Source organism: Streptomyces durmitorensis, from assembly GCF_023498005.1.
Lineage (GTDB): Bacteria > Actinomycetota > Actinomycetes > Streptomycetales > Streptomycetaceae > Streptomyces > Streptomyces durmitorensis.
Window position 1 is genome coordinate 8813099 of record NZ_CP097289.1, and the last position, 15426, is coordinate 8828524.

General features: G+C 70.1%; 10 protein-coding genes and 1 pseudogene. 8 read left to right on the top strand and 3 right to left on the bottom strand.

Annotated elements, in window-relative coordinates; all coding sequences use genetic code 11:
- The first annotated feature begins 165 nt into the window (after positions 1-165).
- The 3 genes from M4V62_RS39355 to M4V62_RS39365 all read left to right on the top strand — a co-directional run bounded on the left by M4V62_RS39355 (position 166) and on the right by M4V62_RS39365 (position 6297).
- Entirely contained in the window at positions 166-3447 is a 3282-nt protein-coding gene (locus tag M4V62_RS39355; protein WP_249591980.1) for a family 78 glycoside hydrolase catalytic domain, read from the top strand.
- A gap of 338 nt (positions 3448-3785) precedes the next feature.
- The gene (locus tag M4V62_RS39360) at positions 3786-5291 is read left to right on the top strand and encodes a hypothetical protein (RefSeq protein ID WP_249591981.1); all 1506 of its coding nucleotides are present in this window, start codon (positions 3786-3788) and stop codon (positions 5289-5291) included.
- A 178-nt stretch (positions 5292-5469) separates the two neighbouring features.
- Positions 5470-6297 (top strand): aldo/keto reductase, encoded by an 828-nt coding sequence (locus M4V62_RS39365; RefSeq protein WP_249591982.1) that lies wholly within the window; start codon positions 5470-5472, stop codon positions 6295-6297.
- A 31-nt stretch (positions 6298-6328) separates the two neighbouring features.
- Here the strand turns inward: M4V62_RS39365 and M4V62_RS39370 are convergent, their stop codons facing one another.
- A complete protein-coding gene (locus tag M4V62_RS39370; RefSeq protein WP_249591983.1) occupies positions 6329-8791 on the bottom strand; it encodes a SpoIIE family protein phosphatase in 2463 nt (820 codons plus the stop codon).
- 89 nt (positions 8792-8880) lie between these two features.
- Complete coding sequence (locus M4V62_RS39375) at positions 8881-10038, bottom strand: agmatine deiminase family protein (protein ID WP_249591984.1); 1158 nt, start codon at positions 10036-10038, stop codon at positions 8881-8883.
- A 204-nt stretch (positions 10039-10242) separates the two neighbouring features.
- Between M4V62_RS39375 and M4V62_RS39380 the strand changes: the two genes are divergently transcribed.
- The gene (locus M4V62_RS39380; RefSeq protein WP_249591985.1) at positions 10243-10824 is read left to right on the top strand and encodes a TetR/AcrR family transcriptional regulator; all 582 of its coding nucleotides are present in this window, start codon (positions 10243-10245) and stop codon (positions 10822-10824) included.
- An 85-nt stretch (positions 10825-10909) separates the two neighbouring features.
- On the opposite strand, the gene M4V62_RS39385 is transcribed toward M4V62_RS39380, so the two are convergent.
- The gene (locus tag M4V62_RS39385; RefSeq protein ID WP_249591986.1) at positions 10910-11884 is read right to left on the bottom strand and encodes a helix-turn-helix domain-containing protein; all 975 of its coding nucleotides are present in this window, start codon (positions 11882-11884) and stop codon (positions 10910-10912) included.
- Between the two features lie 281 nt (positions 11885-12165).
- Between M4V62_RS39385 and M4V62_RS39390 the strand changes: the two are divergent.
- The 4 genes and pseudogenes from M4V62_RS39390 (at position 12166) to M4V62_RS39405 (ending at position 15358) form a co-directional block, all read left to right on the top strand.
- Positions 12166-12990 (top strand): annotated as a pseudogene (locus M4V62_RS39390) (alpha/beta fold hydrolase).
- Between the two features lie 97 nt (positions 12991-13087).
- Positions 13088-13915 (top strand): alpha/beta fold hydrolase, encoded by an 828-nt coding sequence (locus M4V62_RS39395; protein ID WP_249591987.1) that lies wholly within the window; start codon positions 13088-13090, stop codon positions 13913-13915.
- Between the two features lie 14 nt (positions 13916-13929).
- A complete protein-coding gene (locus tag M4V62_RS39400) occupies positions 13930-14721 on the top strand; it encodes an alpha/beta hydrolase (RefSeq protein WP_249591988.1) in 792 nt (263 codons plus the stop codon).
- 112 nt (positions 14722-14833) lie between these two features.
- A complete protein-coding gene (locus M4V62_RS39405; RefSeq protein WP_249591989.1) occupies positions 14834-15358 on the top strand; it encodes a hypothetical protein in 525 nt (174 codons plus the stop codon).
- The last annotated feature ends 68 nt before the right edge of the window (positions 15359-15426 follow it).

Consider the following 15426-nt stretch of genomic DNA (forward strand, 5'->3'; position numbering starts at 1 on the left):
CGTACCGCCGATCAACTCGGCGGTACGGGAGGGGAGAGGGAGATCCGCCGGGCCTCCGCACACCTCTTGAGTTGCCCGCAATGCTCGACCTAGGCTTACCGGGTCGTGAATGAAACGTTTCATTTACGTTGTGGGCACTCGGATTCATCATCCAAGGGACGTGTGATGAGCGAAGAGCGTGAGACGAGGCGCGGCAGTGCGTGGAACCGCCGGGCCTTTCTGAGGACTTCAGCGGCCGGTGCCGGAGTGGGCGTACTCGGGCTGAGCCAGGGCGTGGACACAGCCGCCGCGGAGGATCGAGGGGACCACCGGGAGGGGGCAGGGAAACTGAGAGTCGAACGCACCACCGTCGAGTACGCGACGACTCTCCTCGGTACGGACGCGGCCGAGCCGAGGCTGAGTTGGGAACTGTCGGCGCCGGGCCATGGCGCCCGGCAGAGCGCGTATCAGATCAGGGTCTCGCTCGGCTCGGGCGAGAAGAGCACCAAGGCGGTGTGGGACTCCGGCCGCGTCGCCTCCTCGCGGACGCTCGGAGTGCCGTACGGCGGGCCCGCGTTGAAACCCCGTACGCGCTACCACTGGCAGGTGCGGGTCTGGGACGCCGACGGACGGGCCTCCGCCTGGAGCACCTCGCGCTGGTGGGAGACCGCCCTTGCGAAGGACGCCTGGCAGGGGCACTGGATCGGCGCGGACGCCGCCCCGAAGGCGCCCGGCTTCGAGGGGGCGTCCTGGATCTGGTCGCCGGGCTCCACTGCGCAGGACGCCCCGGCGGGCGCGAGGTGGTTCCGGGGCGTACTCGAACTGCCCGAGGGGATCGAGGTGTCCGCCGCGCAGGTCGTGGCCACCGCCGACGACGACTTCACCCTCCACCTGGACGGCGAGGAAGTACTGCACGCCCCGGAGCAGACCGACGGCTGGCGCACCGCTCGTCTCGCCGATGTGACCGAGCGCGTACGAGGTGCGGGCCGGCGCGTGGTGGTCGCCGCTCGCGCGACGAACCGCGGCAGCGCCGCCGTCAACCCCGGTGGCCTGCTCGTGCGTCTGCTGGTGCAATCCGCGGGCGGAGCCCACGAGTTGGTCACCGGGGCGGGGTGGCGATGTGCGGAGTCGGAGCAAGAGGGCTGGCAGCGGGCCGACTTCGACGACAGCGGGTGGCCCGAGGCGGACGTGCTCGCGCCGTTCGGCGAAGGCCCCTGGGGCAGTGACGCCCAGGTCCCGGCGGCCGAGCAGCCCGCGCCGCTGCTGCGCCGCGAGTTCACCGTGCGCAAGCCCGTGACGCGAGCTCGCCTCTACATCAGCGGTCTGGCCTATTACGAGGCCCACATCAACGGTCGCAGGATCGGCCGCCAAGTGCTCGACCCGGGCTTCACGGACTACGAGGAGACGGTCCTCTACGCCGTGCACGACGTGACGGACCAGATCCGACGGGGCTCCAATGTCATCGGCGTCACGCTCGGCCGCGGCTTCTACGGCATGACGACACCCAACGTATGGAACTGGCACAAGCCGCCGTGGCACGGGGAACCCCAACTCATCGGCCAGCTCGAGATCGAGCACTCGGACGGCTCCCGCACCACCGTCGCGACGGACGGCTCATGGCGGATCGCGGAGGGCCCGACCCGGACCAACTCCCTCTACGCGGGGGAGACCTACGACGCCCGCGAGCGCCGGAAGGGCTGGACCGAGCCCGGCTTCGACGACGGCGACTGGCGGCGGCCCGCGCGGCAGGACCCGCCGAAGGGAGCGCTGCGCGCGCAGCCTCACGACGCGATCGAGGTCATCGACACCGTGCGGCCGGTGGCGGTGAAGGCGCACGGCGACGACTGGATCGTCGACATGGGGCGCACCCTGGCGGGGTGGACGCGACTGCGCGTGCGGGCCGAAGCCGGTACGACGGTGCGGCTCGCGCACGGCGAGAAACTCAAGGACGACGGAAGCGTGCACGCCGAGACGGGCCATGTGCCCGGCCGCTTCCAGACCGACGAGTACATCTGCGCGGGTGACGGGGCCGACGAGGTGTGGGAACCCCGCTTCTCGTACAAGGGCTTCCGCTATGTGCAGATCAGCGGGCTGCCCGGCAAGCCCGATCCGGACGACGTGACCGGCATCGTGGTCCACACACCCGTCGACGACACCGGCACCTTCACGTGCTCCGAGCCCTTCTACGAGCGGCTCGAACAGGCCATGCGGCGCACGATCCAGAACAATCTGCACGGCATCCCCACGGACACTCCGATGTACGAGAAGAACGGCTGGACCGGCGACGCGCAGGTCGGCGCGCCCGTCATGATGTACGCCCTCGGCATGCACCGGTTCCTGGGCAAGTGGCTGGGCGACCTGAGGGACAGTCAGAACAAGGACGGCCAGCTGCCGGTGATCGTGCCGAGCGGAGGCTGGGGGTACGGGGACCTGGGACCCTCTCCGGAGTGGACCACGGTCTATCCCTTCCTGGTGCGCGAGATGTACCGGGTCTATGGCGACGAGCGCGTCATCGAGGAGCATCTGCCCGCCCTGGTGCGGTACTTGGACTGGGAGACCGACCGCTTGAAGGACGGCCTGGCGGTGACCGCGCTCGGCGACTATCTGTCGCCCGGCTACGGAGGCAACCCGCCCGAGGACACCCGGCTCACCGCGACCGCCTATCTGCACCGGGCGCTCACCGACACCGCTGAGATGGCGCGCATCGCGCGTGACAACGATGTCCACCAGCGCTTCCTGAGCACCGCCGAGCAGATGAAGAAGAGCCTCAACGCGACGTTCCTCGCCCCCGAAGGCCACTACCGCACGGCCAAGGACCCCGAATACCGGCAGACCAACAACTGCGTTCCGCTGGCCTTCGGGCTCGTTCCGCCCGGCGCACGGGCGAGCGTCACGGCGTCGCTCCTCGCGGACATCGAGAAGCGGGGCAACCACCTCAACACCGGCTGCCTCGGCACCAGTGTGCTGCTCCGCTGCCTGAGCGCGCAGGGCCACTCCGACGTGGCCCACGCCATCGCCACCCAGCGGACCTACCCGAGCTGGGGCCACTGGTTCGACCACGGCGCCGACACCATGTGGGAGATGTGGCCGCTCGACTCACGCTCACGCGACCACTACTTCCAGGGGACCGTGGTGCAGTGGCTCTACGAGAACGTGGCGGGGCTGCGTCCCGGCGACGAGGGGTACCGCACCTTCACCGTGCGGCCCGACGCGCGCACGGGTGTCACGTGGGCGCGCACCGAGTTCCACACCGTGCGGGGCCCGGCCGAGGTGTCCTGGTCGCGCGTCGACGAGACCGTGCGCCTCACGGTGCGGGTGCCGGTGGGCGCGACGGCGGAGGTCCATGTCCCCGCCGCGTCACGCAAGGAGGTGCGGGCGCCGCAGGGCGCTGAGTTCGTGCGCACCGAACCGGGCTACGCGGTGTACCGGGCGCCGCATGGCACGTGGGGGTTCAGCGGGCGTCCCTGAATCCTCAGCTCCTGAATTGCTGAAGTGCTGCCGTCCTCCCGCCCCGGCGCTCGGCCCGCCGGGGCGGGAGGCGGGGCCGGTCAGCTGAGCCGGCTGTAGAGGGCCCGTGTCGACTGTGGTGCGCCTGGCCGCTTCTGACGGTCCCAAACCTCATCGCCCCCAGGGGCCCCGGACGGCGTACAAGCCCCGGGGAGCGTCCGTCGGGCCCCTCCGATCTTCGCCCTGCGCCCTCGGAAAGGTCGGGGTAATTTGTCATCGTTTCTACCGATTAATGCTCTCTGTCCTGCGCCCTGCGGGTCAGCGGAGGAGCCCTGCAGCGTGTAGGGGGAAGGCAGGCGATGGCCAAGACCTTGAGCGTCCCGCTCGCCGGAATGGAGTACCGCGGCCCGCTGACGGCCGTGCGCACCCCGCGACGCACCGGAGGGCAGGGCTGGGTGGCCGCAGTGGCGGTGGCTTTCACCCTGGCCCAACTGGCCCTCGTACGGCCCGGAATGGGGCTCGGCTGGGACGAGGCGGTGTATGTCAGCCAGGTCAGCGGCCACGCCCCCGCGGCGTTCTTCAGCGCTCCCCGTTCCCGCGGGATCTCCCTGCTGGTCGCGCCGATCGCCTCGTGGTCGTCGTCCACCGAACTCCTGCGGGTCTATCTGTCCCTGCTGTCAGGCCTCGGCCTCTTCCTGGCGCTGCGCGCCTGGCGCGGCTTGTTCCCCGTACGGGTGACGGCCCTCGCGGGTGCTCTGTTCGCGACGCTCTGGGTGACCGTGTTCTACGGCCCGGAGGTCATGCCCAACTACTGGGTCGCGATCGGCGCCCTGGCGGGCGTCGGGTGCTTCCTGCGGGTCCAGGCGGACCGCCGCGACCGGGCCGCGCTGTGGGGCGCGGGCGCGAGCGCGGCCCTGATGGCGTGGATGCGGCCCACCGACACCGTCTGGGTGGTCCTTCCGCTCTTGGTGCTGCTGGTGTGCGTCCGCCGGTGGCGGCGGCCGCGGTTGCTGGCGGCGCTCGTCGTGGGTCTGGGGTCAGGGGCGGTCGGGTGGGTCGTCGAGGCGTACGTCAGTTTCGGCGGTCTGGGCGCACGCCTGGCCGACGCCTCCCGCATCCAGGGCGGCCTCGGCTGGAACATCGCCGTCCTCGATCAGCTCCGCAGCCTGCGCGGCCAGACGCTGTGCCGCCCGTGCACCGGCTCGGTTCCGGCACCGGAGCTGATCGCGTGGTGGTTCGCCCTGCCGCTGCTCGCCGCGCTGGGGCTCGTGGTCGCGGTCAGGGCCCGGCGCACCGCGGGCACCCTTCTGCCGCTGGCCTGTGCCACGACGGCGGGCATCCCATACCTGTTCATGATCGGATACGCCGCGCCGCGCTTCCTGCTGCCGTTCTACGCCCTGCTCGCCATCCCGGTCGCCGACGCCCTCATCCACCTGGTCACCACCCGGCGCCAGGCGTGGCGACCGGTGGCCACGACCCTGGTGGCACTGGCGCTCGCCGGGCATGTGGCCGTGCAGTACGCGGTCCTGGAGAACGCCGTGGCCCGCTCCACCGCCGCCCGCGAGGACTGGGCCCGCACGGCGTCCGAGCTCCACCGTCTCGGCGTACGGCCGCCGTGCGTGGTGACCGGGCTGGAGGCCCTGCCGATCGCCTTCTACGCCGGGTGCTCCTCCGCCCAGACGCAGGGGCACAACGCCAGCACGACCCGGGCGGAGCTCCTGCGGACCGCACAGCGGACGCCGACGGCCGCGCTCGCCACGGCGAAGGACGGGCCGCCGGAGTACGCGCGCGGCTGGCCGTCCCACCGGTTCGGCGATCTGCGCATCCATGTCGGCCCCGCGACGAGGACGGGAGACCAGGGATGACCGGATGACCCGCCCGTCGGGCCCGTCGGGCGTCCGCACGCGGTGGTTGGTCCACGTGCGCACCGCATACGGACAGCGGGACAAAAGCTGACCATCCGAGTGTTTTGCGGGCGAGTGAGCGGAGAGCAGTCCCGACACAAGCCCTCTGCACGCGAAACGATCAGTACAAGGAGCCACCGTGACCGCAGTACCCGCCATCACCCTCAACAACGCCGTGCAGATCCCCCAGCTCGGCTTCGGCACCTACCAGATCGAGCCGGAGGAGACCCGCGAGACGACGCTGGCCGCGCTGGAAGCCGGCTACCGGCACATCGACACGGCACAGATGTACGGCAACGAGAAGGAGGTCGGCCAGGCGGTCCGCGACTCCGGTCTCGACCGCGCCGACATCTTCGTGACCAGCAAGCTCAACAACGGCGCCCATGAGCACGACGACGCCCTCAAGGCGTTCGACCGCACCATGGACGACCTCGGCCTCGACCACCTGGACCTCTTCCTCATCCACTGGCCGCTGCCCGGCGAGGGCGACTTCGTGGAGACCTGGAAGGCCCTGGAGGAGATCTACCGCTCGGGCCGGTCCAAGGCCATCGGGGTCTCCAACTTCCAGCCCCACCACCTGCGTCGGCTGCTCCAGGGCAGCGACGTGGTGCCCGCGGTCAACCAGATCGAGGTGCACCCCTACCTCACCCAGGACGACGTCAGGGCCTTCGGCGCCGAGCACGACATCGCCACCGAGGCCTGGTCGCCCATCGCGCAGGGCAAGGTGCTCGACGACCCGACGATCAACCGGATCGCGCAGCGGGTGGGCAAGTCGCCCGCCCAGGTGACCCTGCGCTGGCACCTCCAGCGGGGCGACATCGTCTTCCCGAAGTCGGTGACCCAAAAGCGCATCGAGGAGAACTTCGACCTCTTCGACTTCGAGCTCAGCGAGGGTGACATCGGTGAGATCTCCGCACTGAACCGCGACGAGCGGACCGGCCCCGACCCGGAACGCTTCAACGGCTGAGGACCGACCGCGTCAGCCCGTCCCTGCCCGCTCAGCCCGACTTCGGGAAGGCCTGTTCGGTCCAGATGGTCTTGCCGGAGCGGGTGTAGCGCGTTCCCCATCTCTGGACGAGCTGCGCGACGATGAACAGGCCGCGCCCGCCTTCGTCGTCATCGCCGCTGTGGCGCAGGTGCGGCGAGGTGTGGCCCCTGTCCGCGACCTCGCACAGGAGGGTGCGGTCACGGATGAGGCGTACTTGGATCGGCCCTTCGGCGTACCTGACCGCGTTGGTCACCAGCTCGCTGACGACGAGTTCGGTCGCGAACGCCAGTTCCTGAAGGCCCCAGTGGTGCAGCTGCTGGGTGGCCAGGTCCCGGGCCCTGCCCGCGGCGACCGGTTCCGCGGGCAGTTCCCATTCGGCGACCTGCGAGGTGTCGAGCTCGCGGGTGCGGACGAGCAGCAGGGCGGTGTCGTCGGCCGTCGAGCCGTCCGGCAGGAGCTCCGCCACCGCCCGGTCGCACAGTTCTTCGAGCGATGCGTGCTGGTCGCTGAGGACACGTCCCAGGGTGTCGAGTCCGTGATCGATGTCGCGGTCGCGGGCCTCGACGAGCCCGTCGGTGAAGAGAGCAAGGAGGCTGCCCACCGGCAGTTCGATCTCCATCGACTCGAACGGCAGGCCGCCGAGGCCGAGCGGCGGCCCTGCCGGCAGGTCAGGGAAGGACAGCAGGCCGTCCGGGTCGACGACCGCAGGCGGCAGATGCCCGGCCCTGGCCATGACGCAGCGCCGCGAGACCGGGTCGTAGACCGCGTAGAGACAGGTCGCCCCGGTGGTCACATCGGCGTAGGTGCCGTCGGGCGTCCCCAGCTCGCTGCGCTGCTCCTCCGCCGACTGCGCCACCAGATCGTCGAGCCGGGAGAGCAGCTCGACGGGGTCCAGGTCCATCTGGGCGAACGCGCGCACGGTCGTACGCAGCCGCCCCATGGTGGCGGCCGCCTGGAGGCCATGGCCGACCACGTCCCCGACCACGAGCCCGACCCGGGTTCCGGACAGCGGGATGACGTCGAACCAGTCACCGCCGACGCCTGTCACGTCGTCCGTGGGCAGGTAGCGGAAGGCCAGGTCGACGGCTGACTGCTCCGGCACGTGCTGCGGGAGCAGCTGGCGCTGGAGGGCCAGGGACGCGGTGCGTTCACGGGTGAAGCGGCGGGCGTTGTCGATGGACACGGCCGTACGGGCGACCAGCTCGTCGGCCAGCGCCACCTCGCCGCTGTCGAAGGTGGCCGAACCCGGCCCGGGCCCGCGAAGGAAGGTGACGAGCCCCAGCGTGCTGTTCCCGGCCCGCAGCGGCACGACCAGCGCCGTGTCGTCGAGCACGAGCCCGCCCGAGGAGAGGCTGCGATGCTGCGGCGAACCAGGCGGGTACTCGACGGGAGGGTGGTTCACGGGGGGACGGGGAGCGACGCGCCCGCGGTCAGTGTCCCCGCGGTCAACGGGCCCGCAGCGCGCAGGCCGCTCTCCCGGCTCTGCCCGGTCGGCTTCCTCGGCCCCGGCCGAGCAGCGGGCGACCCGCACCAGGGAGATCGCCGCCGCGCCGCTGGTGGCAGGGACCTCGCCCTCCAGGACCGCCTGCGCGAGGTCGACCGTCACTGTGGTGGCGAACTCCGGTACCGCCACCTCGGTGATCTTCTCGGCGGTGACCCGCACATCGAGGGCGGCCCCGATTCCGCGGCCTGCTTCGACGAGCAGGGCGAGCCGCCGCTGGGCCTTGTAGCGATCCGAGATGTCGAAGGCGTCCTCGCACACGCCGATGACGCGTCCGTCGGCGTCCTGGAGCCGGTAGTAGGCACAGGACCAGAGGTGGTCCGTCTCCGGGTCGCTGGGCGGCCGGCCCTGGAAGTGGAGGTCCAGAAAGGGTTCTCCGGTGTCCATCACGTGCCGCATGACCGCTTCGAGCGTGGGCGGGTGCCCCTTGGTCACGAATTTTCCCTCGGAGTACAGCTGATCGGCGCGAAGGCCCCGGAACTCGGCGAACGGTCGGCCGATCTCCCGTTCGTACGCCGCGTTGCACCAGGTCAGGCGCAGGTCGGTGTCGTAGATGCCCAGGCCGACGGGGGACTGCGTGGCGAGGCCGTGCAAGAGGGCCAGCTGGGACTCCCACATCCGGAGGTCCTTCAGCTCCGTCGCGACGATGACGCGCGCCGCCGTGCCGGAGCCCGGCAGGGGACATTCCGCGGTGGCGACGACCAGCTCACGCCCGTCCCGGTGCCGGGCGACGCGGAGCTCGTTCCCCTGGAACCGGGGCGCGAGAGGGAGAACAGGGGGTGTCGGTGCGGGCGACAGGAAAGCGGCCAGGGGCCTGCCGACGACCTCCTGGGAGGGATATCCGAGGAGCCGCTCCGCCGCGGGGCTCCATCCGATGACCGTGTCCTGGGCGTCGACGACCGCCGTGGCCGCCCTGGTGACGTCGAGGGGCCCACGAAAGTCAGCACTCTGCTCCGCGTTCGATGCCGTCATGGCGACACACCAGCCCCGTTCATCCCCTACAGAATCCGCCGTCCCGGGGGCGGGCACAACCGCTGTGCGCCCACAGGACCGGCCGGGGGTCAGTCGACCGGCTTGCCCGGCTCGTCGTGGGTGGAGCAGTGGATGCCGCCGCCGCCCGAAGCGATGGTGTCGATCTGGACGGGCACGATGTCGCGCTTGGGGAAGTGCTCCCGCAGGATGCTCCGGGCGCGCTTGTCGGCCTTCCGGTCTCCGAATTTGGGCATGAACACGGCGTCGTTGGCCACGTAGAAGTTGGCGTAGCTGGACACGAAGTCGTCGCCCTCGCCGGTGATCTCGTACAGGTCGGGCTGCGGCAGATCGATGATCTCGAAGGATCGGCCCTTGGCGTCCTTCGCCTTGCTGAGCACGGATTTCGCCTGGTCGGCCGCGCGTGACCAGGAGTCGGCGGGGGTGTCGGGGTGCGCCCTGTCCAGGAGCACCACGCCGGGGGCGGTGAAGCGTACGAGGCTGTCCACGTGGGCGTCGGTGATGTCCTGGCCGCGGACGCCGGCCAGCCAGATGACCTTCTTGATGCCCAGGGTCCGCTTGAGCTCGTTCTCGATCTGGGCCTGGCTCTTCCCGCGGTTGCGGTTGTCGTTGACGATCGAGCTCTCGGTGATGAGGAGCGTGCCCTCGCCGTCGGTCTCGAAGGAGCCGCCCTCGGCGACCAGAGGGGCCTTCCTGCGGGGGATGTCGTACTCCGCCAGGAGGGTGCGGCCCACCCGGGCGTCGTTCGTGTGCTCCTGCTTGTCGCCCCAGCCGTTGAAGTTGAAGTCGACGCCGACGACGTCGCCGTCCTGCTCCACGAACACCGGCACGGTGTCGCGGGCCCACAGGTCGTCGACGGCCAGCGGGATGACCTCGACGTCGCGTCCGCAGGCCTTCTGGGCGGCGGCCTGCTGGTCGGGCCTCGCCATCATCACGACGTACTCGTACTCCGCGATGGTGCGGGCGATCCGTGCGATGTCCTTGCGTACGGAGGGGAGTTCCTCCTCCCACACCGACTCCAGGGCGGGCCAGGACATGAAGGTGCGCGCGTGGCTCTCCCACTCGGCACCCATGCGCAGTCCCTTGGCCGCCGTGACCCCGTCACCGGCGGTGCTCGCGGCCCCTGCCGTCCCTTCGCCGGGGCCGCACGCCGATGCACCCAGAACCACGGCGCCGATTCCGGCGAATGCGCGGAGTGTCGAACGGCGGGAGGGGAGGGGGAGAGACACGGTGAACTCCGATCATCGTGATGGGGGCGATGCGGACGGAGCCGTTCTACTACCTCGACCCTGACTGCCTCGACTCTGACACAAACTGAAAATTCAGTCAAAGAGAGTGGCCGACTCGAGGCCGTACGGTCGGCCTGTCGCGCGGTTCACCTGCCGGTCGACCGAGATCAACGGGCCAGGTGTGTCCCGGTAGGGTTTCGATTCATGGCGCCTCGCTCTACTCAGATCCTTGAAGCGGCCGCACGGCTGATCGCCCGTCGCGGGGTCCGCGGTCTGCGCGTCGAGGAGCTCGCCGCCGAGGCGGGGGTCTCCACGGGGTTGATCTACTACCACTTCAAGGACCGCACCGGAATCCTGCGCCAGACGCTGGAGTTCATCAACGACCGTGCCGAGCGCTACACCACCGGTGGCGCTGAGGACGCCGAGCCGCTCGCTCCGCGTGAGGAGCTGGAAGCGGTCCTCCTCCTGGAGCTGCAGGACACCCCGGTCGTCAGGGAGAACAGTTCCGCCTGGGGCGAGTTGCGTGCCAGTGCCGTCTTCGACGAAGTGCTGCGCGACGATCTCGCCAGGGCGACCCTGGTGTGGGTGCAGGAGGTGGCGGCCCTGCTCGGGCAGGTGCGGCCGACGGCACCGGCGCCCGCCCTGGCCGCGGCGGGCGAACGGCTCACTGCCCTGCTCGAAGGGCTCAGCATGCGCTGGCTCAGCGGCGGACTGCGGATCGACCGCGCGCGCGACCTGATGCGCGGTGCCATCGATGCCGAGCTGGCACTGCTGCGGGAGAAGTAACTCCAGCCGCCGCGGGACGCTTCCTGCCGCACGCCCTGCGCAGCCCGCGCGAGAGGTCTTGACGAGGGCCCTCCGCGGAACCCGCTCACTGACCGGGTTCCGAGCCTCCCTGGTGGTGGTGGAGGCGGCGCCATTGGCGGGGTGTGGCGCCGTAGGTCTGGTGGAAGCGGCGTGAGAAGTAGGCGGGGTTGGTGAAGCCCCAGGACCGTGCGACGGCCTCGATCGTGCGGTGGGCGTGCTCGGGCATGGCCAGGTCGTGGCGTGTGCCTTCCATGCGGCGGCGAATGATCCATTGCTCCAGGCCGAGGCCGCCTTGCTCGCACAGCCGGTAGAGGGTTCGCACGGAGACGTTGTGGGCTGCGGCGATGCTCTGCGGGGTGAGTCCGGGGTCGGTCAGGCGCGCGCGTACGTAGGCGAGGACGCGGTTGAGGAGGGTGTCCTCCGCGACCGAACGCCGGGTGCGGTCGTCGGCGGCCACCGAGACGATGAGGGCGCGGGTGAGTTCCAGGGTGGCGGAGGCCAGGGCCTCGGCGCCGGGCCCGGCGCTGAGCTCGTCGGCGCGGTGATGAAGGTCCCGTAGATGATGCAGCAGCAGCGGTGCGACGTTGCTGTGCCGCAGCAGCGGTATCGAGGCCCTGACCAGGTGTTCGGGCAGGCCGAGACGTTCGATGTCGACCATGAACGCCACGGACAGTCCGCTACCGGACCACGCGTATTCGTAACCGGCGGTCTTGTGGGCCAGGGCCAGTGCGTCCTGGCCCACATGCTGCTGATGCCCGTTCCAGGTGAACGCGCCCGTCCCCTGGCTCTGGGTGATGATCGAGACGGTGTTCATCGAGTCGAATCGCGCATGTCGCGGGGTGCGCCAGATGCGCATGCCGGAGCCACGCGTCGCGAACAGGGTCAGCGGGCCGAAGTTCCAGACTTCCAGCTTCTTCCTGATGCCGGTCTCGGGATGTTCCTGCTCCACCGAGCAGCTGCCGCTCTCCCCGACAGCCACGGCCTGAAAGGCCTCGATCCGGTCGGCGGGAGGTAAGTCCTCCGTGTCCAGAACCAGCATGATCCCCCCAGGGCGGCAGCAGCGGTCTCTCCGGTGTGGCGCCGTCCTCCGGATTCTTCAACACCGCGGGCGGCTTGGACAGGTGGGCCCAAGCACTGCTGGGCCACCCGCGTCCCGCTCTTCACCCGTGCCACAGCAGCCACCGCGACGGACGGCGCCTTGGCACCCAGGGAACAGTTCTCGACGCGCAGGGTAAAGAACCTTGCCCCTGGCACTGACACGATTCCCCTCACCTGAGTCGGGCACCGACACCGACACCGGCCGCTGACGGGAGCGCTCCCATGAGCACCTTCATCACGACCCACGACGGCACGGAAATCTTCTACAAGGACTGGGGCAGCGGCCCGCCGGTGGTGTTCAGCCACGGCTGGCCCTTGAACGCCGACGCCTGGGACCGCCAGCTGCACCTGGTCGCCTCGCACGGCCACCGCGCGATCGCGCACGACCGGCGCGGCCACGGCCGCTCCGGCCAGCCGTGAAGCGGCAACGACATGGACACCTACGCCGACGACCTCGCCCAGCTGATCGAGACCCTCGACCTGCACGACGCCGTGCTGGTCGGGCACTCGACGGGCGGCGGTGAGGTGACCCGTTACATCGGCAGGCACGGCACGTCCCGGATCGCCAAGGCCGTTCTGCTGGGCGCGGTGCCGCCCCTCATGCTCAAGACCGACACCAATCCGCAGGGCCTGCCGATCGAGGCGTTCGACGCCATCCGCGCGGGTGTCTCGGCCGACCGGTCGCAGTTCTACACCGAGCTGAGCCTGCCCTTCTACGGCTTCAACCGGCCCGGTGCGAACGTCTCGCAGGGCGTCTCGGACGCGTTCTGGCTGCAGAGCATGCAGGTCGGACTCAAGGGGGCGCTGGACTGCATCCGCGCGTTCTCCGAGACCGACTTCACCGAGGACCTGGGCCGCTTCGACATCCCCACCCTCATCGCCCACGGCGACGACGACCAGATCGTCCCGATCGTGGCTGCCGGCCTGGAGTCGGCCAAGCTCGTCAAGGACGCGACACTGAAGGTCTATCCGGGTGCTCCGCACGGTCTCGTGGGCGATTTCCAGGACGAGTTCGACGCCGACCTACTCGCGTTCCTCGCCTCTTGAGCCCTCCAGCCCCTCCAGTTCCTCCAGCCCTGCCGGCCGCCTCCAGCCCCGCCGGCCTCGTCGCCGCCAACCCGCTTCCTTTCCGAAAGGGTTCGTCATGCGTGTTCCCGCACTGCGCCGTCCGCTGACGGCACTGGCCGCCGCCGTGCTCATCGTCGTCGGCGCGGTCTCCGCCCAAGCGACCTCCCAGAGACCCGTGCAGGCCGACAAGGGGCCGAAGCCGACCGTCGTGCTCGTGCACGGGGCGTTCGCCGACGCCTCCGGGTTCAACGACACCATCGCGTCGCTGCAGAAGGCCGGCTTCCCGGTCATCGCACCGGCCAACCCGCTGCGGGACACGGCGGGTGACGCCGCCTACATCTCCAGCGTGGTGGACACCATCCCCGGCCCGGTCATCCTGGCGGCCCACTCCTACGGCGGCGTCGTCATCACCAACGCCGCCCGCGGCCACGCCAACGTCAAGGCCCTGGTGTACCTGGGGGCGTTCGCGCCCGACGAGGGCGAGAGCGCGCTGCAATTGGCCGGCCAGTTCCCGGGCAGTGAACTGGGCGCCGCCCTGATCCCCCGCAGCTACCCGGTGCCCGGCAGCGAACCGGGCACCGACGGCTACATCGATGCCGCGAAGTTCCGGGCCGTGTTCGCCGCCGATCTGCCCGCCTCCCGGACCCGCCTCATGGCGGCCACCCAGCGCCCCGGCAGCGTCCAGGGCCTCAGCGGCCCCAGCGGCGCACCCGCCTGGAAGTCCGTCCCGTCCTGGTACCTGATTCCGACCGAGGACAAGGTCATCCCGCCCGCGGCCCAGCGGTTCATGGCCAAGCGCGCAGGCAGCAAGGTGACCGAGATCCGGTCCTCGCACGTGGTCATGGTCTCCCACCCGGAAGCCGCCACCAAGGTCATCAAAGCCGCCCACGCCGCCACCCGTTGAAGGGAAGAACGCTCATGAAACCGGACACCATCGTCCTCATCCACGGCTTCTGGGTGACACCCCGGAGCTGGGAGCACTGGATCACCCGCTACCAGTCCCAGGGCTTCCGGGTACTGGCCCCCGCGTACCCCGGATTCGAGGTGGAGGTGGAGGCGCTCAACGCCGACCCCACGCCTATCGAGGAACTCTCCGTCCCCTCGATCATCTCGTCGCTGGAGAAGCTGATCGACGGCCTCGGCACGCAGCCGATCATCATCGGCCACTCCGCCGGCGGGGTGTTCACCCAGATCCTTCTCGACCACGGATACGGCAGTGCCGGAGCAGCCATCAACTCCGCGCCCACCGAAGGGGTGGCGACGGTTCCGCTGTCACAGCTGAGGGCGACGTTTCCCGTGCTGAGGAACCCGGCCAACCGGCACAAGGCCGTCGGATTCACCTACGACCAGTGGCGCTACGCCTTCACCAACACCTTCCCCGAGGACGAGGCCCGCGCCCTGTACGAGCGCTACCACATCCCCGCCTCCGGCCATGTGTTCTGGGGGAGCGCGCTCGCGAACATCCACCCCGGCCACGCCGACTCGTACGTGAACTACCGCAACGACGACCGGGCTCCGCTGCTGTTCGTCTCGGGTGAGAACGACCACCTGATGCCGCCGAGGATCCAGCAGTCCAACGCCAAGCACTACAAGTCGAACACCGTCACCGACATCGTCGAGTATCCGGGGCGATCCCATCTGATGCCCGCCCAGAGCGGCTGGGAGGAGATCGCCGACCACGTTCTGGCCTGGGCCCTCGACCACACCTGACCGAGTCCGGTTCACCCACCTGCACGCGATGGCGGACGTGCCTGCGGGCGACGGCCTTGCGGTGTCGGTTACGGTCCAAGGCCGGATGAACGGCAGGACCGAGGGAGTGGTCATGGCGCAGCAATTGGGGCCGCTGGAGCTGACCGAGGGCCGGTGGGTGATCGGGGACCCGACGCGGAAGGAGGGTCTGTACGTCGTGCTGACCCCCGAGGGCGTTGAGCAGCACCGGCGCGGCGAGGCGGCTCCTCAGGAGTCCGTCCGATGGTCCCAGTTCGTGGAGCTGGGGGTACGCGCCGGCTGCAAGAACTGGCACCTCACCCGCTTCGGGGGCTTGGCCGGGGCGTTCGCCCCCGGTGCCGACATGGGCCGCGACGGCTGTTCCCTGCAGGGCATCCTGCGCCACCCCTACGAGCACTGGTCGGTGCGGTACACGCATCACGAGCGCAGCTACACCGGCGGGCACGTCATCGTGTTGAAGGCCCTGTTCGACCAGCTCGACGAAGCGAAGGCACTGGAGCGGCTCGGCGATCCCCGGTGGCTGGGCGCGGCGGTCGCAGAGCTGTCGACCTTCACCTCGTGGTACGCACCCAGGGGCACCCGTCTGGTGGAGGAGACCATCCGCGGTCTCATCGCCTGATCAGGCACCCGCTCCCGTCGGAACCTCTTGACCCCCTGTGGCCCCTGCCATTAAGTTGCGGGGGCCGT